Annotated in this window: 30 protein-coding genes, 1 pseudogene and 1 riboswitch; of the genes and pseudogenes, 14 read left to right on the top strand and 17 right to left on the bottom strand. The window is 65.0% G+C overall.

Translation table 11 applies throughout. From position 1 onward, the window contains the following. Positions 1–74: 74 nt before the first annotated feature. Entirely contained in the window at positions 75–614 is a 540-nt protein-coding gene (locus tag KKR91_RS07515; RefSeq protein WP_237687602.1) for a zinc-binding dehydrogenase, read from the bottom strand. A gap of 78 nt (positions 615–692) precedes the next feature. Here KKR91_RS07515 and KKR91_RS07510 point away from each other — a divergent pair, with 78 nt between their 5' ends. The 3 genes from KKR91_RS07510 (at position 693) to KKR91_RS07500 (ending at position 4,670) form a co-directional block, all read left to right on the top strand. After that, positions 693–1,427, top strand: coding sequence for a GntR family transcriptional regulator (locus KKR91_RS07510; protein WP_337925356.1), 735 nt, complete (start codon positions 693–695; stop codon positions 1,425–1,427). Positions 1,428–1,542: 115 nt separating this feature from the next. Next, entirely contained in the window at positions 1,543–2,793 is a 1,251-nt protein-coding gene (locus KKR91_RS07505) for an MFS transporter (protein ID WP_237687533.1), read from the top strand. Positions 2,794–2,900: 107 nt separating this feature from the next. Then, positions 2,901–4,670, top strand: coding sequence for an FAD-dependent monooxygenase (locus KKR91_RS07500; RefSeq protein WP_210231066.1), 1,770 nt, complete (start codon positions 2,901–2,903; stop codon positions 4,668–4,670). A gap of 54 nt (positions 4,671–4,724) precedes the next feature. On the opposite strand, the gene hisF is transcribed toward KKR91_RS07500, so the two are convergent. The 5 genes from hisF to KKR91_RS07475 all read right to left on the bottom strand — a co-directional run bounded on the left by hisF (position 4,725) and on the right by KKR91_RS07475 (position 8,979). Continuing rightward, the gene (gene hisF / locus KKR91_RS07495; protein WP_210231065.1) at positions 4,725–5,495 is read right to left on the bottom strand and encodes an imidazole glycerol phosphate synthase subunit HisF; all 771 of its coding nucleotides are present in this window, start codon (positions 5,493–5,495) and stop codon (positions 4,725–4,727) included. Between the two features lie 11 nt (positions 5,496–5,506). Next, positions 5,507–6,349: an ATP phosphoribosyltransferase gene (gene hisG, locus KKR91_RS07490; RefSeq protein WP_210231064.1), complete on the bottom strand. Its 843-nt coding sequence runs from the start codon at positions 6,347–6,349 to the stop codon at positions 5,507–5,509. Positions 6,350–6,427: 78 nt separating this feature from the next. Next, positions 6,428–6,691, bottom strand: coding sequence for a phosphoribosyl-ATP diphosphatase (locus tag KKR91_RS07485; protein WP_210231063.1), 264 nt, complete (start codon positions 6,689–6,691; stop codon positions 6,428–6,430). A 499-nt stretch (positions 6,692–7,190) separates the two neighbouring features. Next, complete coding sequence (locus KKR91_RS07480) at positions 7,191–7,976, bottom strand: Ltp family lipoprotein (protein ID WP_210231062.1); 786 nt, start codon at positions 7,974–7,976, stop codon at positions 7,191–7,193. A 277-nt stretch (positions 7,977–8,253) separates the two neighbouring features. After that, on the bottom strand, positions 8,254–8,979 hold the full coding sequence (locus tag KKR91_RS07475) for a hemerythrin domain-containing protein (protein ID WP_210231061.1): 726 nt from the start codon (positions 8,977–8,979) through the stop codon (positions 8,254–8,256). A gap of 477 nt (positions 8,980–9,456) precedes the next feature. Here KKR91_RS07475 and KKR91_RS07470 point away from each other — a divergent pair, with 477 nt between their 5' ends. Beyond that, entirely contained in the window at positions 9,457–9,732 is a 276-nt protein-coding gene (locus tag KKR91_RS07470; protein ID WP_210231060.1) for a hypothetical protein, read from the top strand. A gap of 113 nt (positions 9,733–9,845) precedes the next feature. Here KKR91_RS07470 and KKR91_RS07465 read toward each other — a convergent pair whose 3' ends face one another. Beyond that, on the bottom strand, positions 9,846–10,253 hold the full coding sequence (locus KKR91_RS07465) for a hypothetical protein (protein WP_210231059.1): 408 nt from the start codon (positions 10,251–10,253) through the stop codon (positions 9,846–9,848). 214 nt (positions 10,254–10,467) lie between these two features. Here KKR91_RS07465 and KKR91_RS17000 point away from each other — a divergent pair. Continuing rightward, positions 10,468–10,545 (top strand): annotated as a pseudogene (locus KKR91_RS17000) (VOC family protein); the annotation flags it as partial. A gap of 136 nt (positions 10,546–10,681) precedes the next feature. On the opposite strand, the gene KKR91_RS07460 reads toward KKR91_RS17000, so the two are convergent. Beyond that, a complete protein-coding gene (locus KKR91_RS07460) occupies positions 10,682–10,987 on the bottom strand; it encodes an EthD domain-containing protein (protein WP_210231058.1) in 306 nt (101 codons plus the stop codon). A 217-nt stretch (positions 10,988–11,204) separates the two neighbouring features. Here KKR91_RS07460 and KKR91_RS07455 point away from each other — a divergent pair, with 217 nt between their 5' ends. Next, a complete protein-coding gene (locus KKR91_RS07455) occupies positions 11,205–11,507 on the top strand; it encodes an antibiotic biosynthesis monooxygenase family protein (RefSeq protein WP_210231057.1) in 303 nt (100 codons plus the stop codon). 39 nt (positions 11,508–11,546) lie between these two features. Here the strand turns inward: KKR91_RS07455 and KKR91_RS07450 are convergent, their stop codons facing one another. The 3 genes from KKR91_RS07450 to KKR91_RS07440 form a co-directional block, all read right to left on the bottom strand. Next, positions 11,547–12,284 (bottom strand): SDR family NAD(P)-dependent oxidoreductase, encoded by a 738-nt coding sequence (locus KKR91_RS07450; protein ID WP_210231056.1) that lies wholly within the window; start codon positions 12,282–12,284, stop codon positions 11,547–11,549. A gap of 24 nt (positions 12,285–12,308) precedes the next feature. Further along, the gene (locus KKR91_RS07445) at positions 12,309–13,061 is read right to left on the bottom strand and encodes an SDR family oxidoreductase (protein WP_210231055.1); all 753 of its coding nucleotides are present in this window, start codon (positions 13,059–13,061) and stop codon (positions 12,309–12,311) included. A 92-nt stretch (positions 13,062–13,153) separates the two neighbouring features. Beyond that, positions 13,154–13,600, bottom strand: a complete 447-nt coding sequence (locus KKR91_RS07440; RefSeq protein WP_237687532.1) for a GNAT family N-acetyltransferase — start codon at positions 13,598–13,600, stop codon at positions 13,154–13,156. 167 nt (positions 13,601–13,767) lie between these two features. Here KKR91_RS07440 and KKR91_RS07435 point away from each other — a divergent pair, with 167 nt between their 5' ends. Continuing rightward, entirely contained in the window at positions 13,768–14,571 is an 804-nt protein-coding gene (locus tag KKR91_RS07435) for an alpha/beta fold hydrolase (RefSeq protein WP_210231053.1), read from the top strand. A gap of 11 nt (positions 14,572–14,582) precedes the next feature. Here the strand turns inward: KKR91_RS07435 and KKR91_RS07430 are convergent, their stop codons facing one another. Next, entirely contained in the window at positions 14,583–15,383 is an 801-nt protein-coding gene (locus KKR91_RS07430) for a CPBP family intramembrane glutamic endopeptidase (RefSeq protein ID WP_210231052.1), read from the bottom strand. Positions 15,384–15,563: 180 nt separating this feature from the next. On the opposite strand from KKR91_RS07430, the gene cpt reads away from it, so the two are divergent. From cpt to KKR91_RS07400, 6 genes are all read left to right on the top strand, one after another. Further along, the gene (gene cpt, locus KKR91_RS07425) at positions 15,564–16,118 is read left to right on the top strand and encodes a chloramphenicol phosphotransferase CPT (RefSeq protein ID WP_210231051.1); all 555 of its coding nucleotides are present in this window, start codon (positions 15,564–15,566) and stop codon (positions 16,116–16,118) included. 70 nt (positions 16,119–16,188) lie between these two features. After that, the gene (locus KKR91_RS07420) at positions 16,189–17,565 is read left to right on the top strand and encodes an MFS transporter (RefSeq protein WP_210231050.1); all 1,377 of its coding nucleotides are present in this window, start codon (positions 16,189–16,191) and stop codon (positions 17,563–17,565) included. A gap of 117 nt (positions 17,566–17,682) precedes the next feature. Then, entirely contained in the window at positions 17,683–18,006 is a 324-nt protein-coding gene (locus KKR91_RS07415) for an ArsR/SmtB family transcription factor (RefSeq protein ID WP_210231049.1), read from the top strand. Then, complete coding sequence (locus tag KKR91_RS07410; protein WP_210231048.1) at positions 18,003–18,593, top strand: SRPBCC domain-containing protein; 591 nt, start codon at positions 18,003–18,005, stop codon at positions 18,591–18,593. Before KKR91_RS07415 ends, KKR91_RS07410 begins: the two co-directional genes overlap by 4 nt. Then, positions 18,580–20,046 (top strand): MFS transporter, encoded by a 1,467-nt coding sequence (locus tag KKR91_RS07405; RefSeq protein WP_210231047.1) that lies wholly within the window; start codon positions 18,580–18,582, stop codon positions 20,044–20,046. The genes KKR91_RS07410 and KKR91_RS07405 overlap by 14 nt, the downstream gene beginning before the upstream one ends. Next, entirely contained in the window at positions 20,043–20,582 is a 540-nt protein-coding gene (locus KKR91_RS07400) for a dihydrofolate reductase family protein (protein ID WP_210231046.1), read from the top strand. Before KKR91_RS07405 ends, KKR91_RS07400 begins: the two co-directional genes overlap by 4 nt. 25 nt (positions 20,583–20,607) lie before the next feature. Here KKR91_RS07400 and KKR91_RS07395 read toward each other — a convergent pair whose 3' ends face one another. The 3 genes from KKR91_RS07395 to KKR91_RS07385 are packed head-to-tail and all read right to left on the bottom strand — an operon-like array spanning position 20,608 to position 23,194. Then, positions 20,608–21,267: a methionine ABC transporter permease gene (locus KKR91_RS07395; RefSeq protein ID WP_210231045.1), complete on the bottom strand. Its 660-nt coding sequence runs from the start codon at positions 21,265–21,267 to the stop codon at positions 20,608–20,610. A 1-nt stretch (position 21,268) separates the two neighbouring features. Further along, positions 21,269–22,297: a methionine ABC transporter ATP-binding protein gene (locus KKR91_RS07390; RefSeq protein WP_210231044.1), complete on the bottom strand. Its 1,029-nt coding sequence runs from the start codon at positions 22,295–22,297 to the stop codon at positions 21,269–21,271. Positions 22,298–22,309: 12 nt separating this feature from the next. Beyond that, a complete protein-coding gene (locus tag KKR91_RS07385; protein ID WP_210231043.1) occupies positions 22,310–23,194 on the bottom strand; it encodes a MetQ/NlpA family ABC transporter substrate-binding protein in 885 nt (294 codons plus the stop codon). 54 nt (positions 23,195–23,248) lie between these two features. Next, a riboswitch (SAM riboswitch) is annotated at positions 23,249–23,364 on the bottom strand. 202 nt (positions 23,365–23,566) lie between these two features. On the opposite strand from KKR91_RS07385, the gene KKR91_RS07380 reads away from it, so the two are divergent. Further along, positions 23,567–23,989, top strand: a complete 423-nt coding sequence (locus KKR91_RS07380) for a RidA family protein (RefSeq protein ID WP_237687531.1) — start codon at positions 23,567–23,569, stop codon at positions 23,987–23,989. Between the two features lie 8 nt (positions 23,990–23,997). Here KKR91_RS07380 and KKR91_RS07375 read toward each other — a convergent pair whose 3' ends face one another. Both KKR91_RS07375 and KKR91_RS07370 read right to left on the bottom strand, forming a co-directional pair. Further along, on the bottom strand, positions 23,998–24,426 hold the full coding sequence (locus KKR91_RS07375; RefSeq protein WP_210231041.1) for a DUF1801 domain-containing protein: 429 nt from the start codon (positions 24,424–24,426) through the stop codon (positions 23,998–24,000). A 23-nt stretch (positions 24,427–24,449) separates the two neighbouring features. Further along, on the bottom strand, positions 24,450–25,430 hold the full coding sequence (locus tag KKR91_RS07370) for a LysR family transcriptional regulator (protein ID WP_210231040.1): 981 nt from the start codon (positions 25,428–25,430) through the stop codon (positions 24,450–24,452). Positions 25,431–25,465: the final 35 nt, after the last annotated feature.

Below are 25,465 nucleotides of genomic sequence, written 5' to 3'. Positions count from 1 at the left end.
AACCCTCGGAGGGTGTACAGATAAAGGGCTTGTCCCGGCGTCACAGCAGCGTTAGTACGTGAGCGGGACAGCGGTCAGGCTCGGATGCGGATGACGTGTTTGCCCCGGACACCACCTGCCTCAAGGGCTCGGTGCGCATCGGCGATCTTCTCAATCGGATGGACTTCCTGGATGACGGGCATCATTGCGCCGGCCTCGACGGCATTCGTAAGGTCCGCAATCAACCCTCGCGGCGGCTTGCCCCCGAAGCTTCTGATCCGTTTCCGTCCGTAGATAGCTGAAAAGGCGATCGCCGCAATGCTCCTCACGGAAGAGAAAGCGATTGTGACCATTCGCCCGTGCTCTGATAGGTGCTGACGGTACTGCAGCAGGTCGGAGCCGACGGTGTCGATGATCGCGTCGAAACTTCCGAGGTCCTCAACGCGCGTCAGCCTTCGGTCGAGCACGGTATCTGCCCCAAGATCACGCACCGGCTGCATGTTCGACTTACTGGCAAGAGCGGTGACGTGCGCACCCAGTGAGTGAGCGTACTGGACGGCAGCACTTCCGACTCCGCCGGCTGCACCCCTGACCAGGACGCGGCTCCCCGCCGTGACCCTGCCTTGGCCTCTCACCGCAGTGATAGCGGTGACGCCCACCGCCGGCAGGGCCGCCGCCTCTCAGGGCTCCCCGGCGAAGGCAAATGATTATCGATGAACTTTCGATTCACGTGGCAGCGGTACTGTTTTCCCATGGTCACCCAACCTCGCTCCGCAACATTGACTGCCCATGTTCACGAACAACTCCGCGCCGAGATCCTTGGCAATGTGTTTGCGCCAGGCAGTCCCCTGCGCCTTGCGGTGTTGTCCAAGCGGTATGGAACCAGCATGTCAGTCATCAGGGAAGCCCTGGTCCGCCTCACTGAACAGCATTTGGTAGTACTTCTGCCCAATCAGGGGTTCCGGGTAACGGAAATCTCACGGGAAGACCTGATTGACGTCACCGAGCTGCGCATCATGCTGGAGGGTCTGGCCCTGCGTCGGTCCATCGAAAACGGCGACATGGATTGGGAGGCCAGGGTCGTCTCCTCGCACCACGTGCTGGAGCGGGCCGAGCTCCACCGCGAGGGCGAGCCCGGCACCACGGCTGAATGGAGTGCAGCCCATGCAGCCTTCCATGACGCGTTGGGCACAGCCAGCGGCAGTCAGCGACTGATCGGCATGGTGCGGGGACTTCGGGACAGCTCTGAACTCTACCGCCAGCTTTCGGGGGTAGGTGTGGCAGAAGCCAAGCGTGACGTTCCCGCCGAGCACCGGGAACTGATGGAGCTGGCCTGCGACAGACGCGCCGACGAGGCAGTTGCGGCCTTAGGGCGCCACCTCCAATGCACCACAGACTTGCTGCTCCAGGCGGCCTTGGCAGAAGACGGCGGTGGCCGCTACAACTGATTCGAGGATAATCCGGATATTTTCGATAATTGCTTGCATTGACGACAAAAGTGGTTGATGCTGGCTGGACCACGGACGCGCTAGAGACGTGCGTCACAGTCCAAAGGGGATATTCATGACCGGCTCTTCTTCCTCGGGAGCACATGCTGCTTCGGCAACTGACCCCGGCGTCTCCACATCCGGTGCCCTGCGGGGCCTCGGCACCACTATGCAGGGGATACTCCTGCTGTTGGGCAGCTGTATGCCGGTCCTGGGCGCGGTTCTCCTGTCACCCGTGCTGCCAACCATGGCCGCACACTTCGCGGACACACCCGGTGTCGCCATCCTGGTTCCGATGGTCCTGACCGTTCCGGCCCTGTTCGTCGCGTTGGTTTCGCCGGTCGCCGGCGCTGTCGCAGACAAGGTGGGGCGCAAAAACCTGCTGCTCTGGGCAATGGTCGCCTACGCTGTCTTCGGCATGGCACCCTTCTTCATGGATTCGCTGGTCCAGATTGTCGTCACACGGGCCTTCGTAGGCGTCTGCGAGGCCTTCATCATGACCTGCTGCACCACACTGATCGGTGACTACTTCCACGAAACCCGCCGCAACAAGTACCTGTCCCTTCAGACCGTCTTCACCACCGTCAGCGCGGTGGCGTTCTTGACGATCGGCGGCCTTCTCGGTGCCGGCGGCTGGCGCAACACCTTCTGGATGTACGGCGTCGCCGTAGTGCTGGCTGCCATCATGCTGCCTGTCCTCTGGGAACCGGTCAAAAACCCTACGCGCAATCTGCGCCAGGCCGTCCCGTGGCGTCAGCTCAGCAAACCGGCCGTGGTCACGTTGTTCGGCGGGATCGCCTTCTACACTCTGGTCGTCCACCTCTCCTACATCCTGACTGATCTCGGCCTCTCTGATGTAGCCAGAATCGGGATGATGTCAGCTTTGGCCTCGCTGGCTACTGCAGTTGGGGCCTTCTCCTTCCGCCTGGTCGGTGGCTTCGGTCCGTACCGGCTTCTGCCTATTGCCTTCGGTTTGACGTCCGTCGGGTTTGTGGTGATTTGGGGTGCCTCCTCGATTCCGGTAGCAATGGCAGGAGCCGTTTTCGCCAGCGCGGGCACCGGTCTGCTGTTGCCATCGCTGATCACTTGGGCTCTTGGTGTTCTGCCGCAGGAGGTGCGCGGGACGGGCACAGGGATCTGGACCAGTTCTTTGTGGATCGGCCAGTTCATCTGCCCCTTCGTCGTGGCGGCCCTCGGCGCAGCAGCGGGTGGCCTCGCAGCCGGCATCGGCATTCTGGGACTTCTGGCGGCCGTAATGGCGGCGGTCAGCTTCTTTACAGCGGGCAGGCCGGTCAAGGCGAACAGCGTCACCCAAGCCACGGCCTGAGATCGAATCAGCCACAGTCAACCGCTTGTACGCCGCCAGGTAAAGACTTCCATCCTCAATGACGAGAGACCCGGCCGGCAGAAACGTCCGGCGCCCAGGAGGCAACCATGAACCACCTCGATATTCCCGTACTGATTGTTGGAGCAGGGGGTGCCGGACTGACGGCTTCGATGCTGTTCTCGGATCTTGGGATCGAGTCCCTCGCCATCAGCAGCACGGCATCCATTTCCGTGCTGCCAAAGGCCCACGTGCTCCAGCAGCGTTCCATGGAGGTTTACCGAAAGCTCGGTGTCGCTGATGATATTTACGCCCAGGGCACTCCGGCGGAAAACATGGCCGCCACCGGCTGGTACGCCGGCCTCGTCGGCAAGGACCCCATCTACGGCAAGGAGATTGCCCGCCAGGAATCCTGGGGCGCAGGCTATCAGGATCCGGACTACGTCGCGGCAAGCCCGTGCCGACAGACCAATTTGCCGCAGATCAGATTGGAACCCATCCTTCTGAAACATGCCCGGGAAAAGTCACCCGAAGGTGTGCTCTTCAACCATGAGCTGATCTCTTTCGAGCAGGACGACGATGGCGTCACTTCCACCGTGCTCAACAAGGAGACCGGTGAAACATTCACCGTTCGCAGTGCTTACCTGCTGGGCTGCGACGGCGGCCGGACCGTCGGCAACGCTCTCGGCATCGATATGCAGGGGGAACGGAACATCCTCTACAGCGTCTCAGTTCACTTTTCCGCAGATCTCAGCCAGCATGTCAGTGACCCCGGCGTGCTGATCCGTTGGATGTGGCCTGCGCATACCGGCCTGCTCACGCTGCTGATACCCATGGGCCCGGAGAAGTGGGGTCCGGAGTCGGAGGAGTGGGTCTTCCACGAGAACTACGCCGCGGATGACAGGCGCATCTTCGACGACGGGGCCATGGTTGCCGACATGAAGATGGCGCTGGGGCTGCCTGACCTTGAGCCGGAAGTCCACAAGATTACCCGGTGGTCCTTCGAGGCACTGGTCGCGGAGCGGTTCCAGGAGAACCGGGCGTTCCTGCTGGGCGACGCAGCCCATCGGCACGGTCCGACGGGTGGACTGGGCCTCAATACTGCCATTCAGGACGCCTACAACATCTGCTGGAAGATTGCAGCCGTGCTGCGCCGACAAGCCTCTCCGGAGCTGCTGGCCACTTATGAACAGGAACGTCGGCCTGTCGCCGTCACCAACGTCCGGCGTTCCACTGAGAACGCCTTGAACCACATGGCCATCGGCCAGGCGCTCGGCGTCTCACCCACGCAGTCCGAAGAGGAAAACCTCACCGCCCTGAAACGAATCTGGAGCGACGACCCGGCCGAGGAGGACTTCCGTGCCAAACTTCGGTTCGCCATTGCCGCACAGTCCATGGAGTTCCGGGAACACAACATCGAATTCGGCTACCGCTATGAATCGCAGGCCGTCGTTGCGGACGGGAGCCCCGAGCCACAGCCGGTAGAAGAGATCCGGATCTATGAACCCTCAGCCAGGCCGGGTTCGCCCCTGCCGCACGCGTGGCTCGAGGACCACCGTGGAAATCGGATTGCCATCCAAGACATCGGAGGCGTCGGACAGTATGTGCTGGTCGCCGGGGAAGCCGGCGCCGGATGGGTGAACGCTGTCCGATCCGCCGCCGCTGAAGAAGGCATCGATGTGCTTGCGATCACAGTCGGTCACACCTCGGGCGACTATCTGGACCCCCGATGCGCGTGGACACGCTACCGCGGCCACGGTCCTGCCGGTGCTGTCCTGATCAGGCCCGACAAATTCGTCGCCTGGCGTGCAAACAGCTCCGTGGGTAATCCCACCTTGCAGGCTCGGGATGCTCTCCTCCGCATCATGCACAAGCGCTGACCTCACGGCCGCGAACCTCGTTGTCCGGCGTTGATGCGTTACCGCCGGGGAGCGTTAGCGCACCGGATACCCGGCAGCACGAATGGCGGCCTTGACCTGGTGAATCGCGTCATCGGGCCCGAAGTGGAACACCGACGCAGCCAGGACGGCGTCGGCCCCGGCTGCCACGGCCGGCGGGAAGTGCTCGGGCGCACCGGCACCGCCGGAGGCGATCAGCGGCACGGTCACTGCGGCACGGACGGCCTTGATCATCTCCAGGTCGAAGCCCTCGCGGGTGCCGTCGGCGTCGATGGAGTTCAGCAGGATCTCCCCCACGCCGCGGTCCGCCGCCTCGCGGGCCCAGGCGACGGCGTCGATCCCGGTCCCCCGGCGGCCGCCGTGCGTGGTGATCTCAAAGCCCGACGGCGTGGCGCCGTCGTGCGTGCGCCGTGCGTCCACGGAGAGCACCAGCACCTGGGAGCCGAAGTGGCGGGTGATCTCGTCTATGACGTCCGGGCGGGCGACGGCGGCCGAGTTGATCGAAGCCTTGTCCGCGCCGGAGCGCAGCAGCCGGTCGACGTCGGCGATGCCGCGCACTCCCCCGCCGACGGTCAGCGGAATGAAGACTTCCTCGGCGGTGCGGGAGACGACGTCGAACACGTTGTCCCGCTCGCCCGAGGAGGCCGTCACGTCCAGGAAGGTCAGCTCGTCGGCGCCGGCGCGGTCATAGCGGTGCGCCAGCTCCACGGGGTCTCCGGCGTCGCGCAGGCCCTCGAAGTTGATGCCCTTGACCACGCGGCCGGCGTCGACGTCCAGGCAGGGAATGACGCGGATGGCAACACTCATGGTGATTTCCCCTAGATCCGGCAGGCGTGGATGGTGCTCACGAGGATGGCGCGGGCGCCGAGTTCATAGAGTTCGTCCATGATCCGGTTCGTGTCCGACTTCTTGATCATGGAGCGCACAGCCACCCAGCCGCTGTCCTGCAGGGGCGAGACGGTGGGCGATTCCAGGCCCGGCGTCAGCGCTGCGGCCTGGTCCACGAGCTCGCGGCGCACGTCGTAATCCATCATCACGTACTGGTGCGCCACTTGGACGCCGCGCAGGCGGCGGATCAGGACGTCGACGCCGGCGGGGCTTTCGCCGCGGCGGCCGATCAGGATGGCTTCGGACTTCAGGATGGGTTCGCCGAAGATTTCCATGCCGGCGGCGCGCAGCGTGGTTCCGGTTTCGACGACGTCGGCGATCGCGTCGGCGACGCCGAGGCGCACCGAGGATTCCACGGCGCCGTCGAGCCGGACCACTGATGCGTTGATGCCGCGGTCGGCCAGGTAGTTGCGGAGCAGGCCGTCGTAGCTGGTGGCCAGGCGCTTGCCTTCGAGCTGTTCGACGGCGGTGAAGTCGCCGGCCGGTCCGGCGAAGCGGAAGGTGGACTTGGCGAAGCCCAGGTTCATCAGCTCTTCGGCATCCACCTCGGCGTCGAGGAACAGGTCGCGGCCGGTGATGCCGACGTCGAGCGTACCGGCGCCGACGTAGACGGCGATGTCGCGCGGGCGGAGGAAGAAGAATTCAATGTCGTTGTCCGGATCCACCAGGACCAGTTCGCGGCTGTCGCGGCGCTGGCGGTAGCCCGCTTCGGAGAGCATGGCGGAGGCGGATTCGGAGAGGGATCCCTTATTGGGGACGGCTACACGGAGCATGGGAGGCATCTTTCGCTGGAAGTCACTGTTGGTGGGGTGAGGTTTGCCGGCGGGGCCACGCACTGGTTCAGCGCGTGGCTAGAGATGCTTGTAGACGTCCTGGAGCGTCATGCCTTTGGCGAGCATGAGTACCTGCAGGTGGTAGAGCAGCTGGGAGATTTCTTCGGCGCATTCGGCCTCGGATTCGTATTCGGCGGCCATCCAGACTTCGGCGGCTTCTTCGACAATCTTCTTGCCGATGCCGTGAACGCCCGATTCCAGTTCAGCTACCGTGCGGGAACCGGCGGGGCGGTTCTGCGCTTTCTCGCTCAGCTCTGCAAAGAGGTCTTCGAAGGTTTTCACAGGTCAAGGCTACGCTGTGACGCCGGTTGCGGCGGAATCGGGGGTCGGGGTGTGACGGGCCTACGAAGCCTTTACTACCACTCAGGAGACTCCGTGCTCGCCGTAGTATGAGAAAAAGTCTCGGCATGCCCAGCCCTCTTCGGTTACCGGAACTGACGTTGATCGCCCACAGCCGATGCTCAAGGACCCGCCCCAAATGACGCGGGCATACCCTCCTCCCGTTCAGGCCGAGCAAGGGACACTCCAGCGAATCTCGGGTGGGTAGGCATGGTTGAGAAAGCACCGGCATTGCTGGTGAGCCTTCTGAAGGGCAGCCTGCAAACTGTCGAAACGTACATCAGTCTTAATTGACGGAAAAACATTTAGCTCGTCATGTAACTTCTGACTACTGGCTTCACTCGATAGCGTGCGTAGATCATCCAGAGATAAGGATAGCCCCGACTCACCTTCTCTTTAGTCCTTATCTGCTTCTGGCTATTTCCGTGTGTTCGGCCTGCGACTACTTCAGGTTCGCGATGGCGTAGTCTGCCTCCTCCGGGGTGAACTGCTCGCCGTATTCGCTGACGAGCTGGTCGTAGATTTCCTCGTTGGTCTTGTTCCAGCCGTCCTTGTAGCTCTGGGCGTTCTGGAGCGCGTGCTGCTTGTAGTCCACGTCCAGATTGTCGATGACGTACTGAGCCGCTTCCGGGGAGTAGCCAGCGAAGCCCAGCTTGTCGTAGATTTCGGCCTTGCTCATGGCGAGCGAGATGTAGGCCGAAGAATGAGCCATGGCATCCTGGAACTCCTGCGGAGCGGACGGGTCAATCACGATGCCCTCCGGCATGAGCGGCATCTCAGTCACCTCGGGAACAGGAGTCAGCACGCCTACTCCTGAGGTGGATTCAGGTACCGCTACGGGAGACGCTTCAGGCGACATGTACCAATCCGACTGGCCTGGGACCGGGGGCTGAGGTCCAAGGCGGGAGGCAATCGAGTTCATCGTCATCGGAATCACGATGATGGAGAGGATGAAGCTGACGGCCCAGAGTGCCAGGGTAGTGATCAGCGCCGTCTTCTTGTTCTCCTTGTAGCCCGCGAGGGGCCGACCCTGTTTGTCCTTCTGGTTGCCGGTCAGGGTGATGATCAGATCGACCAGCGTCCAAATACCGAAGCCACCGAAGGTTAGGAGCTTGAGGATACCCGTTCCCACCTTGCCGAGGTAGAAGCGGTCAATACCAAGCCCGCCCAGGAAGAGCGAGAGTATCCAAGTCAGGACAAACGACTTGGGTGAAATTGCATTGCTCATAGAGCGATTTCCCTTTTATGTGATGGAGGTCACTTCAATACCGAAGATGAGGCTAGTTTACTGGGGCACGGAGGATTCTTATGTAGCCTCCGTGCCGGACCGCCTGGCTATTCCTGTTCGTAGAGTGTCTGCCACTCTTTTTCTTACGACAAAGTGGGCTCACAAACGTGCATCAGGGACCGGAGCGTGGGCGCGGCACTGGTGTCAGCGACCTGCGGAGCTTGTTCCCAGGCGGATGGCGGATACAAGGGAAACCACTCAGACGCTAACGAACAGACTAAAGTGTCACCGGGATTTTTCGCCCGGGAAAAAGTGTCGAATACTGTCGCCGATACATTCTGCGCCCGACGAGGCGGTAGGCAAGACGGACCGGCGCGGGGATCTCCTTGAAGAAGGCCTTTTGGTCATCCAGAGGATTCGTAGCCATCATCATCCCGAGGTAGCCCACCAAGAACTTCTTGTCGAACTGTTCAATCCCGTGCTGGCCGACCGCGTCCATTTCCTTTTCGCTCAGCACTCGGTCCACAACAGGCATCACCTCAGTGACTTCGCGGCGCAGGTGCACTTTAAGCAGAGCGGACAGGTCCTCATAGAGGTCAGCGAGTTCCTCGCTGTCCTCCGCACCCGCCGTCTCCATCCAGCGTTGACGGACCGGTTCGATGCGATCAAGCCGCTCCCCCACCTGCCGGTGGTGCTCCAGCATCTGGGTTACGTGCAGTGCACACCCCGGTGCCCGACCAGCCAGTTGGGGATACATGAGCAGATCCTCGCCCTCGTGGTGGATGTGAAGCACTCCGTCGAAGTTTCCCAGGACTTCCCCAACGTATGCGGCGCGAGCGGTATCGCCGGTATCGGTGGACCGCACCAGGCCGGGTGCCTCGTCGTAGGCCCAAAGGAAAAAGCGGTGAACGCGCCGCATACCTGCCGATCCGGTACACAGGATGGGCCCCGGCGGCAATGGAGCCGCTGTCTCGCCCGGCTGGGCCGTAAAAAAGTCAGCCATTGGATTTGCCCCTTACAGAATTTATGTAAGACCGAGGCCATCCCCGCAAAACATCTTAAAGTCGTTCCTGAAACAGCTCAATACCTAAAGCCAGCGGAGTTACGGTGAGCTTCAGCCTGCAGGCCGGCTCCTTGGGTTCCCCTCGAGGGACCCCTGGCCACTGGGCTATGGGGGAACAAACCTTTCGGCCCCGGGGCCTGATGCTGAAGGCCCTCACCAGCTGATCCCAGAGCACCGACGCCGCAGCAGAACCTCAGCTGCGGGCGCCCATATAGACCGCGCGCAGCGCGCGGGCACCGTCCCCCCGGACCCTACTTGAGCGCGAAGCTTCCACTCTGTTCCACGACATAAAGGCCGGTTGTGCCGGTCCCTCCCTGTGCGGCTATGGAACGCGAAGTTACCTTCACCTCGAATGTGCCATCCCCGTTGTCGAAAACCGTATACACCAAGTCAGCGCTGTTCTGGTGGTAGTTGGCGATGATTCTCTCCGCATCCTCCGCGGTCAGCGGCGCGGGCGCGGGCTGGGCGGGCGCGGGCTGGATCGGTGCGGGCGGCAGGGGAGCCGCGGTTGTACTCGCGGGAGCGGCAGAGGTTCGCGACGGCGTGGGGCTTGCCGATGACGTGCTCCGGCCGGCACTGGGGCTGGGGGCGCTGCTGGGGGCAGAGCTTGACGTCTCCGGCTCGCTGCCGCAGCCGGCGAGGAACACGGCAGACAGTGCCAGGGCCATTGCGGTGCCTCCGGCAGTGGTGTGACTCCAATTGTCGTATGACAGCATTGTTCCCCCGTTTATGGACGTTGTTTTGTATTGCTTCAACTAACAGCCCGTCAGTGCCGTGACGATGACCGGTCCATCATTTCGCGGTGATCAGCTATCTGCCACCTTATTCCCGCCGACCTCGTGGATAGTCGGGACAATCCTGGTCCCGGTGCTGTCGGTGCTGATCGTGATGGTCATTTGCCGGCCGTTTGAATCAACAGCTGGGATCGCGGACGGATTCAGGCGCGGCTTGAAACCATCCTTCAGGACCAATGTGGCTGGGCGCAGCACCATGATCGAGTGTTCCATGCGCAGGGTATTTGCAATCTCGTGGCTGGCCGCGAATACCTTCCTCGTAATCGATATCGCCACCCAGCCCAGGTTGGCTAATCCGGCGATCAGGACCGCAATTGCGAGGATGGACACGACGTCGCTCAGCTGTCCTTCGCCCCCGCCCATGGCCCTGGTTATTGTCCTGCCGATCAGCAGCACGGCGAACATGGGGAATATAGCCAAGGCCAGTGCTGACCATATGCCGGGCACCTTTGGGACGAGGTTTTCGCCAGGCTTTACAGCGGGGCTCTTTTTGGTTTTTGGGCACTTCATAACCTTTCAAAGGACGCTCTTCCCGAGGCAGGACCGAACATACGCTAGCAGTAAGTTCCGTGGAGGAAATTCAGCAGGGTCAGCGACATCTGCCTCCCGTTCGACGGTGGCGTAGCTTCGACGCATGCCCATCAAACTCGAGAACGTCGGGATCGCCGTTGACGACCTCGAAGCATCCATTGCCTTATTCACCGATCTTGGGCCAAGCACGAGTGCCATCCGCTGCGCGGCGTGGCGACCTACAGTGGGTCTCTAACCCCAGGCGGCAACTCGCTGCCCGGGAGGCCGCCGCTGCGAAGAACGAAGGCAACAGCCTCTAGTCGCCGGGCTCCGCTTCGCTACCCCTCTTCCACCGCCGAGAACAGCGCCTTGAAGGTGGTCCCGGTTTCCTTGAGCTGACCGATCAGTTCCGCGAACGGAGGCACTGTCACTGCAGCCGAGGCATCCTCATAGCTGTCAAAGTACAGATCCAGTGTCCGGTGGGCCGGTGTCGGCGAGCCGTCCTCCTTCGGCCAGACCTTTCCGCCCTCGAACCTCCGCAGCTTGGGAAGCTGTTTGGCACTGTCCGCGATGCCCTTGTAGGCGGTCTCGAATGCGTCCGGGTTGGCAGGATTGTCGATGACGAACGTGATCTTGGTGGGCATGGAATCATCCTTTTCAAAGGGGCCGGCTGTCGGAGTGTTAGTAGTCTCCGGGTGCCGGGACCGCTTGTCCAGCGTCCTCATTCAAGTCCCTTCACGCCCCCGGAGCCACGACGATGCGGGGCGCTTGGAAAGGACCTGCGGTAGTTGCCGACAAGGTGTCGGTATAATTGCAACGCCGGGCAGCCTTGTCCGGTGCGAAATTGTTGAAAGGTCGGAAATGTACGTAGTGGTCAACACCCTGGAAGTCGGACCCGAGACGGCCGAGGCCTTCGAAAAGGCGTTTATCGACAGCATGGCCAATCTGGAAGGCGTTCCGGGATTGGGCCGCAGCACGCTGATGCGCCCAGAGGGCAAGAGCAACACATATCTGTCCACCATGGAATTCGATTCCAAGGAGGACTTCTTTGCCTGGCTGAAGTCTGATTCCTTCAAGGCCTCGCACTCCGATGACCAGGCACCGGGCATGCAGGCGCCCAACGCAGTTGCTTCCTACACCGTCATCAAGGACACCGCAGAGTAGCCGCCGATCGGACCGACGTGCCGGCGTCTGGCTCACGGGCTAGCCGCCGGCCAGCGCGACGCCGGTGTAGGCGGCGAGGGAGGCCAGCAGCTCATCCTGGAACGAAGCGTCCTCCACCGCGGGGTGCGGGGGTCGGGACTGCTGGTGAAACCAGTACCGCCCACTCACCAAGGCGGCCGGGTCATCCGTCGTTGCAAGCCAGACCTGGGTAAGGTCGGCCAGGCTCAGGTCATCGGGCGCCGACCGCCCGCCCATTCGAGTAGGCACCCAGCCGGGATCGACGGCGTGAGCCAGCACATCCGGCCATAACCTCGCCACCGCAGCCATGAGAGTGGTGACAAACAGCTTCGAATCGGAATAGGAGTCCGTTGCCCGGTTCCCGCGCCAGTCAATGCCGGCGAGACCTGGACGCCCGCTGCGGTGCAGGCCGCTGCTGAGGTAGATCAGGCGGTCCGGGCGTTCCATTTGCGCAGTAAGCACGTACGGTGCCACCACATTCACCGGCAGCACCATTGCCCTGTCCATGGTTCCGGCGTTGTGGATCACGGCATCGAACCGGCCCAGCGCGTTCGCCTGCGCCACCAGTTCGCGGACCTCGGGCAGCCGGCCCAGATCCCCGACCACTCCCCCGGCGCCTCGCTCAATCAGATCCCGAACCGCGCTCAGCCGAGCCGGCGTGCGGGCATGGACAACGACGTCGTGCCCCTGGTCCAGGAGCCTTGCCGCCGTCGCCCGCCCGATACCATCAGTGGATCCGGTGACCAGAATGCGTGCCACGCTGACCTCCCGCGCTTCCCCTGGTCACCACGGCTGGTTGGCCGGACCGATGGTGAACTCGTTGACAGTGGTGTCTGGCGGCAGATCCAGTGCATAGGCGACGACGTCGGCCACCCGGTCGGGCGCGATCCCGTACCGCTCATAGAGCGACTGCGCCCCTTTGGCGGTGCGCTGGTCGCTGATGGTCTGCAGCAGTTCCGTGTTGATCGCGGCGGGATAGATCGTGGCGGTGCGGATGTTCGTCCCCTCGGACGCGGATTCCATCCGCAGGACCTCCATGAAGTCGCGCAGGAACCACTTGGTGCCGCCGTAGACCGCGCCGCCCGGATACGCCTTCAGCCCCGCGACCGAGGAGGTCGCGATGGCATGACCGGACTTCTGCTCAATGAAGGTCGGCAGCACGGCAGCGATTCCATTGAGTACCCCGGTCACGTTCACCTCCACCATCCGGTGCCATTCGTCGGTCTTCAGTGCCGACAGGGGGCTGTTGGGCATGAGCCCGGCGTTGAGGAAGACTGCGTCCAGCCCGCCGAACGTGTCCAGAGCCAACTGCACTATCGCGTCGTTCTCGGCCTGGACGGTGACATCGAGGCTCTGGCTGACTGCCTCTCCGTCGGCCGCTTTGATCTGCGCGACGATCCGGTCCAGCTTGTCCTGGCGGCGCGCACCGAGAACCACCTTGGCGCCTCTGCGGGCGAGCAGCTTTGCTGTGGCCTCGCCAATCCCCGATGAGGCTCCGGTGATGACAACGACTTTCCCCGAGATAAAACTGGTCATGGTTTTCTCGTTTCCCTGAGGTCCGGGTTCCTTTTCACCAGTCTCCCGATCAGCACCCCATTACGGGAGGGGTCGGGCCCGCCATCCCGTATTCATCGGCCTTCCCAGTGAGGCTCGCCCTTCCAGCTGCGGCTGTGCCGGCGTTCGACGACGGGCGGATCGAACCGGGCGTCTTCCATGGTGCCGCCGTCGTCCAGCCAGCCCCGCTTGGTGTAGAAGCTGATTGCGCGGTCGTTGCCGGCTTCCACCCACAGAAATCCTGCCTGATACCCCAGCAAGACCAGCGTTTCTTCGGCAGCGGCGAAGAGCACGGTTCCGATTCCCTGGGCCCACCAATCAGGATGCAGGTTGATCGCGTTCAGCTGCCCGACCGAAGGATCAGAGGTGTTATCGCCCGGGCCCACAATGGCGAAACCGACAAGCTCGTCATCGACCTGGGCCACCAGATGGACGGTCCCGTTCCGGGGATTGAGAATGTTCCGGCGCCACCCATCGGAATGTCGCCCAACGTCCAGTCCGTCGAGGTAGTCGTCGCTCATCACTCCCCTGTACGCAGCCCTCCAAGCGGCAATATGAATAACCGCCAGCCGGGGCGCGTCGCTTTCCACAGGGGGACGGATGGAGAGATTCGCCGGTGCCATAGGCAGGAATGTACCGGAGAGGATTAGTTCGGGTTCAGACGGCCGTACCCGGCGTACCCTGAAATATGGACTCCGAAGTCCGGAAACTGAAGCTCCGCACCGGGATCACGGTGCCCTGTCTCGTCGAAGGCGATCCCGACGCCGCACCGTTGTTGCTGTTGCACGCCTGGGGTGAATCCCGCGGGAGCTTTGACCGCTTGCTTCCCGGCCTGGCCGGCTTCAGGATTTACGCCCCCGACCTCCGCGGACAGGGCGACGCCGATAAGCCGCAGGACGGATACTCGCTGGCAGAGCAGGCCGACGACGCCGCGGCCATCCTGGAGGCGCTGGGGTTGGACCGTGCCGCCGTCCTCGGCTCCTCGAGCGGCGGCTACGTGGCCCAGCAGCTTGCCGTCGAGCACCCCGAGGTGGTGGCGGCGCTCGTGTTGGTGGGCGCTCCCCTGAGCCTGCAGGGCAGGCCCCCGTTCGCCGACGATGTCGACCGGCTGAGCGATCCCGTCAGCGGGGATTGGGTGCGGGATTCGTTCTCCTGGTACCCGCTGGTGCAGGAGGTACCGCAGTGGTTCATCGAGGACCGGGTGCGCGACGGCGTCAAGATGCCGGCGCATGCGTGGAAGCGCATCCTGCGGGGCTTGTACCGGGCCGTGCCGCCGACCGAAGCCGGGACCATCGACGCTCCCACCCTGATCCTTTGGGGCGCGCAGGACGGGCTGCTGCCGCGCGGCGACCAGGACACGCTGGCGGACCGCATCACGGGTTCCGCGTTGACGGTCTACCCCGACGCGGCGCACCTGGTTCTGTGGGAATGCCCGGACCGGGTGGCAGCGGATGCGACGTCGTTCCTTGGATCTCTTCCCGGGCTCTCCTGAAGAGGACGGCGTCAGGATTCGACGACGCCGGCGAGGATCAGGATGGGGAACACCAGAGCCGGGGAACTGGTCATGAGGTTCACCAGCAGGTGCGCGATGGTGACCGGCAGGAGACGGCGCTGGGCCCGGACAATGAGCGCTGACCCCAGGCCCCAGACAGTGAAGGCAGCAACGTAGACGATCATCGCCTCGGTGGTGGGAGCGAAGAAGGCGTGCTGGGCTCCGAATGCGAGCGAACAGACCAGCATCGCCGGCCACGGAGACCACCACGAGGTCAGCCGGGACTGGGCGTATCCGCGGTAGACGGCCTCCTCGGCGGGGGCATTCAGCGGCGCGAAGGTCAGGACCGCCACGATGCCCAAAACCAGCGCCCACACCGGCGAGGCGACGGCGGCGGCGTCGGGGTCGTAAAACACGGTCTGGAACGCTTCGAACATGCCTGCGCCGTAGAGCAGCCACATGGCCCCCATGACGGCCAGCACAAACGGCACATACAGGACCGCGATCCACAGCAGGCCCCACCCGGTGTCCCGCAGAACCGAGCGGCCAGGAGCAAAGAGGGCGCGCAGGCTCTGCCCCTCGCTCCGCAGCAGGCGCGCGACCAGAAGCAGCGAAATGACGTTCACCGGCAGGAGGCTGAGTGAGGCCAGCATCGGCGTGGGCGGAAAGGCGGCAGTACCGTCCATGGCCCGGACCACGAGCCATGCTGCCGCCGTTGCGGCCGCCACCAGCCCCAGGCGGATCAGCAGGAGCAGGCTCCCCCGCCGGCCTGCCCGCGCCGCGTCGACGGCGATTGGCTCTGCACTAACCATGACCACAGGATAGCGACCACGTGCTTGCCGGGACCCGCTCCTGCGCTGGCACGCTCCCGACGGCTTATAGACTCCGGTGACGGCGGCGTGCCGTCACAATGCTGTGCAGTCAGAATGCAGGGCCGTCAGAATGCAGGGCCGTCAAAGAGCTCAGCACCGGCCGCAAGAGGAGACAAGTTAGTGGCGATTCAAGTGATCGTGGTGAACGGCGGTTCCAGTTCCGGGAAATCCGGACTCGTACGCTGCCTGCAGGCCATCCTCCCGGAGCCGTGGCTGAGTGTCGGAGTGGACACGTTTGTCGACGCGCTCCCGCCGGCACTGTCCGGCTCTGGAGACGGCATCGCCTTCGGCGCCGACGGCGAAGTGAACCTCGGGGACGAATATGTCCGCCTCGAAGAGGCCTGGCGGTCCGGCGTGGCTGCCATGGCCCGCACGGGCGCCTTGGTCATCATCGATGACGCCTTCCTCAGCGGAGGCGAATCCCAGGCACGGCTCCGAAGGAACCTCGACGGGCTTGAAGTGCTCTGGGTGGGAGTCCGGTGCGATGGCCGGATCGCCGCCGGCAGGGAAATTGCCCGGGGCGACCGCACCGTCGGCATGGCCATCCTCCAAGCCGATGCCGTGCATGTGGGGGTCGATTACGACATCGAGGTGGACACCACGGACATGGGATCGATCCAGTGCGCCACCCTCGTCGCCGCCCATCTGGCAGGCCTGGGACTGCAGCCACGCTGACCGCGGGTATCGAAACCGCCGCCCCGATGCCAGCATGTAGGCACAAGCCCGGCAGGGAGGAACCCCCGCGATGGCAGGAACCGGCAGCAGCACGGCAGGCCGCAGCCGACTGCTGGTAGTGGCCATCCTGGCCTCCTTCATCGCATTCCTCGACGGCTCCATCGTCACCGTGGCCCTGCCCGCCCTAAGCGCCGAGCTCGGGGGCGGGCTGCCCACCCAGCAATGGGCGGTGAACGCGTACCTGCTCACCCTTGGCGCGCTGATCCTGCTCGCCGGCTCCCTGTCGGATTCCTACGGCCGGCTGAAAATCCTCCGCATCGGCCTGATCGGCTTCGGAGCCGCATCCGTCGCCTGCGCCCTGGCCTGGGACCCCGGCATCCTCATCCTCGCCCGCGCGGTTCAGGGCATGACGGCGGCGCTGCTGGTGCCCGGTTCGCTGGCCCTGATCACGACGGCGTACCAGGAGCCGGAGCGCTCCCGCGCCATCGGCCGGTGGACCGCGTGGACCGGCACCGCCGCGATCATTGGCCCGCTGCTGGGTGGAATCCTGGTGGACTCGGTCAGCTGGCGGCTGATCTTCGCCGTGAACGTGGTCCCGGTGACGGCCACCCTTTTCCTGATGGCCCGACTGCAGGACAGCGCCGTCCGCCGGCGCACCGCACTGGATATCCCCGGCGCCCTGCTGGCCGTGGCCGGGCTCGGCGGGCCGGTCTACGCACTGATCGAACAGGAACGGCTGGGCTGGGGACATCCCGCCGTCGTCGTGCCCCTGGTCGTTGGAACCGCGGCACTGGCGCTCTTTGTCCTGCGCGAGGCGCACACGCCGGCACCGATGATGCCGTTGTCCCTGTTCCGGGCACGGAATTTCCGGTACGGGAACCTGGTGACTGCTGCGGCCTACGGCGCCATCTCGCTGGGCTCGTTCGGTGTCACCGTTTTCATCCAGGAGGCCGGCGGCTTCTCCGCCACCGAGGCCGGATTCGCCGCGCTCCCCTTGCCCGTGGCCATGCTGGCGCTCTCCACACAGTTCGGAAAACTAGCCGGCATCTACGGTCCGCGGCTGTTCATGACCGTGGGTCCGCTCATCTGCGGCGCCGGTTTCCTGCTCATGCTCACCGTGCACCCGCCGTTGGATTTCCTCACCCAGCTGCTCCCTGGCCTACTGCTCTTCAGCCTCGGGCTGGCGGTGATGGTGGCCCCGCTGACCGCCGCGGTGCTCGGGGCGCTCAACGGGAACGACGCCGGGATCGGGTCCGCGGTCAACAACGCCGTCGCGCGGGTCGCCGGACTGGTGGCCATCGCGCTGGCTGGAACAATCTCCGGCGGCGCGCTGGATTTCCCCGGATTCCAACGGACGGCGGCCGCCGCGGCTGCGCTGTTCGGCCTGGCCGGCCTGGTCGCCGTCGTCGGAATCCGGACGCCTCAGGCTCCGGCAGCGGAAAAGTAGCGGGCACGCAGCACTGGTTCCCAGTCTTTGTGGCTGCTGTGCAGTACAACGTCGGCGACCGAGCCACCATAGGTGACCCTATTGACACGTGACAAAACAGGCACCTATGGTGGTCGCATGATCGATGAGGACGAACTGGTATTCAAAGCTCTGGCCGACTCGACGAGGCGGCTGCTGCTGGATCGGTTGTTTGTCCGCGACGGGCAGAGTCTTGCGGAACTGATGAGCGGCATTGAACTCACCCGGTTCGGCGTGATGCGGCATCTCGGTGTCCTTGAGGAGGCCGGACTCATCACGACCAAAAAATCCGGACGGTGGAAGCTGCACTACCTGAATCCTGTGCCCATCCGCCTTATCCACGACCGCTGGATCGACAAGTACACGGCCGGGCGCGTGGGGGCGCTGTCCGAGCTGAAAGAGGCATTGGAGGGCGAACCATGACTGACGACACTCCTGTTGTGCCGCGGTTACGCGACGAAGAGCTGACCGCATCAGGCCGCCATCGGACGACGCAGATCTACAGGATCGAGATCGCCGCCGCACCCGAGCGCATCTGGGCAGCCATCACCGAGCCCGGCTGGACGGAACGGTATGGCTATGGCGGCCGTGCCGTGGTCGAGCCGCGGGTGGGAGGCCGCTACCTCGTCGAGAAACCGCCGCACCTGCGCATGGTCGCCGGAGACGGCACAATTCCCGCGCCGGACATCATCATCGAAGGTGTCGTGACTGCCTACGACCCGCCCACTTTGCTGGCGACGGAAATGCGCTTTCTGGTGGATCCGGACTCGGCGCAGGAACCTGCCACCGAGGTGCGGTACGAGATCGAGCGCCTCGCGGATGGCCGTTCCCGCTTGACCGTCACGCACGATCTCCGTGGCGCTCCGCATATGGCCGCTGTGGTCAGCGGGGACTTCGAGTCCCTCGGTGCCGGCGGAGGCCATCCCTATATGCTGCGCGATTTGAAGAGCCTTCTCGAAACCGGGCGGACCCTTCGGGAAACCGGTGGTGGCCGCCATGGCAACCTCTGAACAGCGGTCCACCCCGAAGGCCGCCGCGACACCGGCCGATCCCCGCCGGTGGAAGGCCCTGGCAGTACTGGCTGCCATGCAGTTCCTGCTCGTCCTCGACCTGACCGTGGTGAACATCGCCCTCCCCCGCATCGGCGCCGACCTCAACCTGGGCCCAACACACCTGGTCTGGGTCGTCGACGCATATGCGCTGACCGCGGGCGGGCTGCTGCTCCTGGGCGGGCGGATCGCCGATCTCGCCGGCCGGCGGCGGATGTTCTTCACCGGTGTCGTCGTCTTCGCCGCGGGCTCCCTTGTGGCCGGTTTGGCCCCGGCTGGCTGGGTCCTGGTTAGCGGGCGGGTGATCCAAGGCATGGGTGATGCGATCGCCGCCCCCGCCGCCCTGGCCCTCATCGTCGTGCTTTTCCCCGAGACAACGGAACGCGCCAAGGCCTTCGGCATCTGGGGCGCACTCGCCGGGATCGGCGGCGTGACCGGAACCGTCATCTCGGGTGTGCTCACGGACGTGCTGAACTGGCGTTACGTCTTCCTCATCGCCCTTCCCGTGGTTCTCGTGGTTCTCGTCCTGGGACCCCGCCTGCTGAGCGAGAGCCGGATGACGCGGGCCACGCGGCCCGAGTTCACCGGAGTGCTCGCCGGAACCATCGGACTGGCCGGCGTCATCTACGCCCTGCTGCAGGCAGCCGAAGCAGGCTGGAGCGCCCCGGCGGTCGTGGTTCCGCTCGTTGCCGGCGTCCTGCTGCTGGTGTTGATGTTCCTCATCGAGTCCCGCAGCCGCCGCCCGCTGATCCCGCCGGCCTTTTTCGCCAACCGGACCCGGCTCACCGCCAACGCCGTGACACTGGTCAATGCGGCCGCCTTCGGATCCTTCCTGTTCATCCTGAGCCTGTATGTGCAGGGCACGCTTCACTACACGCCCTTGGTCGCGGGGCTCGCCTACCTTCCAATCGGCATCGCGATCGGTGCGGGGCTAGCCCTCGGTTCGGCCATGATCCCCCGCCTGGGCCTGCGGGCGGTCCTGACGGCGGGCTGCGCCGTCACCGCCGTGGGCCTGGGACTGACCGCCGTGCTCCTGGCACCGGATGCCGGCTACTTCCCGCAGGTGCTCCCCAGCATGGCGGCTGTCGGTCTCGGCCAGGGCATCCTCATGCCCACCATGACGACGGCGGCGCTGTCCGGCGTCAGCGGGCAGGACGCCGGTCTTGGCTCGGGCATTCAAGCCACGATGACGCATGCCGGCGCGGCCCTCGGCCTCGCCATCCTCGTCAGTATTGCCGTACGGACTGCCTCCGCTGCGGGAGCCGCGGGCACTTCCCCGGATGAAGCAGAACTTGCGGGATTCGGTGTGGCCCTGGTGATCGCCTCCGTTAGCATGGCCGTGGCGGGCGCCGCCGCCGCTGCCCTGGTCCACAACTCCGCGGCGCAGCCTACACCGGAGGGTGAAGCGTCATGAGCCCGAGAAAAGTAGTCGTGTGTGAGTTGCTGTCCCTTGACGGTGTCGCCGAAAACCCGCAGCCCTTCTTCACGGAATGGGACGACGCCGTGGACGCCGCCAACGCCGATTGGATCGCAGCTCAGGACGCCGTGATCCTGGGCCGACGCAGCTACGAGGAATGGGCCGGGTTCTGGCCGGGCAGCGAAATTGAGCCTTTCGCCTCCTTCATCAACACCGTTCCGAAGTACGTGGCGACGTCCACCCCGCTCGGCTCCGGCTGGGCCAACGCACGTGCCATCGACGGAGAGCTGGTCGACTTCGTGCGCGATCTGAAGGACCTCCCCGGGGGCGACATCGGCGTGCACGCCAGCATCTCGGTCGCGCAGGCACTGCTGGCCGCGGGCGTGGCCGACGAGCTCCGGCTCGTGGTGGCGCCGACCGTCGCGGGCACGGGGCGAAGGCTCCTGGACGGGTTGCCGCCGGTCCCCCTCACCCCGCTCCACAATGTGATCTCACCGAACGGCTACCTCATTCTCGACTACCGCATCGGGTAGCCCCGCACGCAACCACCTCCTGGGCCTAGCGCCGCAGCGCCTTCCGGGCCGCCTGGTTTCCAAGGAACTGCACCAGTTGGACCAGCACGATAATGACGGCGACGGCGGCCCAGGTCACCACCGGGTTGAACTGCCGGTAGCCGTACTGGATCGCGAAGTTGCCCAGCCCGCCGCCGCCCACGTAGCCGGCCACCGCCGACATGTCCACCAGAGCCACGAAGATGTACGTGTAGCCCAGGATCAGCGGGCCCAGCGCCTCCGGGATCAGGATCGTGGCGATGATCCGCCGTCGTCCGGCCCCCACCGACCGGGCAGCCTCGATGACACCGGGCTGGACGGTCAGCAGGTTCTGCTCCACGATCCGGCTGATGCCAAAGGCAGCGGCCAGCGACAGGGTGAAGATGATGGCGTTGTTGCCGATTCCGCTGCCGGTGACCGACCGGGCCAGCGGCTGCGCCGCGGCCAGGAAGATGATGAACGGAATCGGCCGGAAAATGTTCACCAGCACGTTCACGGTGCCGAACACCGCCCGGTTCGCCAGTAACGCGCCCTTGCGCGTGGTGTAGAGGGCCAGCCCGATCAGCAGCCCGCCCAGCCCGCCGAAGAGCAGGCTCAGGCCCACGATGTACAGGGTTTCGGCGACGGCGGCCCACAGCTGCGGGGTCAGGGGTATCAGGTCGTCCATCTCAGAAACGCTCCGCAACTTTGAGTCCGTGCCCGACGGCGGCGAGGGCGCCGTCGATCGCGGCGTCCTCCCCGGTCAGGGCGAGGGTTAGGTGGCCGAATGCGCGGCCCGAGATGTCGTTGATGCCGCCGTAGACCAGTTCAAAGCCGATTCCGGCACGGGCCAGTTCCAGGAACACCTCCGACTGGGAGGAATCGCCGTCACGGAAGGAGAGTGTGACGATCCGCCCGGGATGCCGCCGGCGCAGGGAATCCAGCTCATCCGGTGACGGGACGCCACGGACCACGGTGGAGACGAATTTCCGTGAGGAGGCCTGGCGCGGGTTCGAGAAGACCTCGAACACCTCACCCTGTTCCACGATCCGGCCGCCGTCCATCACCGCCACCCGGGTGGCCAGATTCTTGATGACGTCCATCTCGTGCGTGATCACCACTATGGTGATCCCCAGTTCCCGGTTCACCCGGCGCAGCAGGGCCAGCACCTCATGGGTGGTTTCCGGATCCAGGGCTGATGTGGCTTCGTCCGCGAGCAGGATCTTCGGCGACGCGGCCAGCGCCCGGGCGATGCCGACGCGCTGCTTTTGCCCGCCGGAGAGCTGCTCGGGATAGCTGCCGGCCTTGTCCGCGAGCCCGACAAAGTCCAGCAGCTCCTCCACCCGGGCGGCGATCTCGGCAGTGCTCCGGCCGGCCACGCGCAGGGGGTACGCAATGTTGTTGCGGACCGTTTTGGAGTTGAAGAGATTGAACTGCTGGAAGATCATGCCGATGTCCAGGCGCAGGGTGCGAAGTTTCCGCTCCGGCACCCCGGAGACCTGCCGCCCGTCCACGGTGATGTCTCCGGAGGTACTGGATTCCAGCGCGTTGATCAGCCGGACGAGGGTGCTCTTGCCGGCGCCGGAATAGCCGATGATGCCGAAGATCTCCCCCGCCTCGATCTCCAGGTTGATGTCCCGCAGGGCGGTCACGGCGGGTTCGCCCTTGCGGGCCGGCGGATAGGTTTTAGACACGTTCTGCAGCGAGATGAGTGCCATGGCGGTTTCCTCCTAGCCCAGCGCTTCGATGTCCTTCTGGACCTTCGCCAGCGAGGTCTTCAGGTCCTGGACCGGAACCTTGAGGAACTCTGCCGTGTTTCCGGAGGCCTCCTGCACACCGTCCTCAACGGACTGTGTGTCCTGGTAGATCTCCACCAGCTTCACGTACGTCTCGTTGGTTTCCTCCCCGGCCCGTGCGGCGAAGATATTCACGTATGGGATGGCCGCCGGATCGGAGGGGTCGTCCTGGGCGATCGCGTCGGCGGCCTTCAGTCCGGCGTCTTCCACGAAGTCGTTGTTGACGATGGCGGCCGCGACGTCGGGCAGCGACGTCGGCGTGAGCGAGGCTTCCAGCGTGGTCACCTTGACCTTGGATTTGCCTTCGTCAATGTCCTCCAGCGTGGAGAACGGGCTGCCGCCGCCGTCCAGGGTGAGAAGGCCGGCGGACTGCAGCACCAGCAGGCCGCGGGCGAGGTTGCTCTCGTCGTTCGGCACGGCCACCGTGGCGCCCTCGGGAATGTCCTCCACGGAGTCGTACTGAGTGGAATACAGGCCCAGCGGATAGATCGCGGTGGAGCCGACCGGGGTCAGATCCTCTCCGCTGGAGACGTTGTAGCGGGCGAGATAGACGATGTGCTGGAACTGGTTCAGGTCCAGTTCACCTTCAGTCAGCGCCGGATTGGGCTGGGTGTACTCGGCGAAGTCCAGGATTTCGACGTCGATCCCCTCTGCCTTCGCTGCCTCGGTATAGGTGGCCCAGTACGGGTCGCTGGCGCCGACGACGCCGATCTTCACCGTGCCTTCGCCATCGTCTCCGGCGGCCGAGCTGCAGGCAGCCATCGACAGGGCGAGGAGCGGAACTGCGGTGATGCTGAGGATTCTCCTGCGGGTGTTCATGATGATGGTGTTCTCCTGTGACAGGACGCAGCGCAGCCTTCCGGGCAGCGTCTGGCGCCGTACTTGCCGCCAGGAGGTGTCCTGCCGGCCCAATCTTCACCTGGAGCACCCCGCTGCGGCGAGAGGGTTGCTGTCCAGCCGGCCAGGGCCGATGGCTGGAACTCTTGATTGCTGGTATCAGGCTAGGCGGGCCGGGGCAGGGCGCAAAAAACGACGTTCCGTGACGTAAGAGAGCGTCGGAGCGGGTCACATGCCGAAATGTTGCGTCACGGTGGCGGTAGGGACGCTGTTGCGCGTGTGGGAGGATCGGCTCGCTTGTCTTCTTGCAGTTCCCACCCGTCCGCGCATCCTCGTCCCCTGCGAAAGGCCCCCGTGCAGCATGAAACCAGTCCGTCAGCCGTGACCCTGATCCGTGCCGCGCAGCTCTCCGACACCGCGGAGTATGCGTACGCCGCAACGGCACCCGCGGGCAGCCGGCTGATCTTTCTCGCCGGATCCTGTCCGCTGGAAGCAGACGGCTCGACGGCGGCTGTGGGCGACTACGCCGGCCAGGCCGCGCAGTGCATGGCAAACCTCGCGGCGGCGCTGGCCGCTGCGGGCGCTTCACTGACGGATGTCATCAGCACCCGGGTGCTGGTGGCCACCACGTCCCAGGCGGACCTGGTCGCGGCGTGGGAGGTGGTGCGGGATGCCTTCGGCGACCACGATGCGCCGAGCACGCTGTTGGGTGTGACAGTTCTGGGCTACGACCACCAACTTGTCGAAATTGAAGCCGTTGCCGCCGTGCGTGAGTAGGCCGTAGCTCAGGAACCCGGATCAGCGGCGCGCTGCCCGAAGGTTCCCGCGGTTACGCGCTGATAGGACTCGGTGATGATGTCTTCAAGTACCCCGAGGTCAATTTTGCTCAGGTCTTTCAGGTAAAGACAGCCTGCGCCGGTGGTGTGGGCGCCGAGCCGGGCGAGTTGGGCGGTGTAGGCGCCCACGCCGTCGGGCAGGTACACCGTGGTCGCTGCCTTGCGCGGCGAGAAGCCTGCCGCGACGGCATCGCCCTCCCTGCCGCTGGCGTACTTGTAGTGGTAGCTGCCGAAACCAACGATGGTCGGCCCCCACATGGCGGGCTGCTCTCCGGTGATCCGGCTCATCAGGTCGACGAGGGTGTGTGCATCGCGCTTCCGCGGCGGCGAGGTCACGCCGTCGATGAAGTCGCTGACGCTGGCGGCGGTCGGTTCCATGCTGTGCCTCCTGGATTCGCGCTTTAACCTTTGCCTGACACCCGGCTGCTCCACAGCGCCACATGGACCTGCGTCCCGCGGCGCACCAGCCCGCGCGGCCCGCCCGCCGCCATCATCGCCTCGGTGGCCTCGGCGCTGCCGGCAAAGCGCAGCAGCGCATCCGCCGCCGCCGGGACCCGGCCGGGAAGCAGCGTGCTGGCCCACCACATGCCGGACACCGGAGTGCCCGGAAACCCCAGCTGGACCAGGCCTCCGGAGGCCAGATCGTGCCGGATCACGTGCGCGACGGCGAGCATCAGCCCTTCGCCGGCGCGCACCGCCGCCAGCGCTGCGGCTTCGCTGTCCAGCTGCACCAGCTCCGGAACCGCGGGCAGGTTCGCGAACCAGCGCTGTTCCTCCAACGGACCGCCCGCGGAGGGTCCGGAAAACCAGCGCTGCGTCAGTGCCTTCCCCGGCACCCGGGGCGGCGGCAGCGCGGCCAGCGGATGGTTGGCGGCCGCCACCAGGATCCGGCGGTAGCGCAGGAAGGGCAGCGCGTGCAGCGGGGTACTGCTGCGGGCCGGCCGGATACCGAGCGCAATGTCGTAGGCCCGCTCGCCCAGCAGGGCACCGGCGTCGTCGGCCGCATCCACCACCACCCGGGCCGCAGGGCCGGGATGGCGGCGTGCATAGGCCTCCAGCAGCCTACCGGCCGCATGCTCGGCAAACGCCGGGGTTGCCAGGATCCGCAGCTCCGCGCCGTCCTGCGCGGCACGGGCCACCTCGCGCCGGGACTGCTCGGCCAGCCCGACGATCTCCTGCGCATACCCGGCGAGGGCCCGCCCGCCTGGAGTCAGCGCGATGCCGGAACCGGACCGGACCACCAGCGCATCCCCCAGGTCGGTGCGCAGCGCCGCTAATGCCGCAGAAACAGCCGGCTCGCTGATGCCCAGTTCCTGTGCCGCGGCGCGGAGGGACCCGAGACGGGCCACCAGCGCGAATGTCCGCAGCTGGCTCAGTGTCATCGGCACAGGTCATAACCTTTCGCTTAGGAGGATAT

The sequence above is a fragment of the Arthrobacter jiangjiafuii genome (assembly GCF_018622995.1).
Lineage (GTDB): Bacteria > Actinomycetota > Actinomycetes > Actinomycetales > Micrococcaceae > Arthrobacter_B > Arthrobacter_B jiangjiafuii.
Note: the sequence above shows the minus strand (reverse complement) of the source record. Positions and strands in the feature narration are given on the sequence as shown.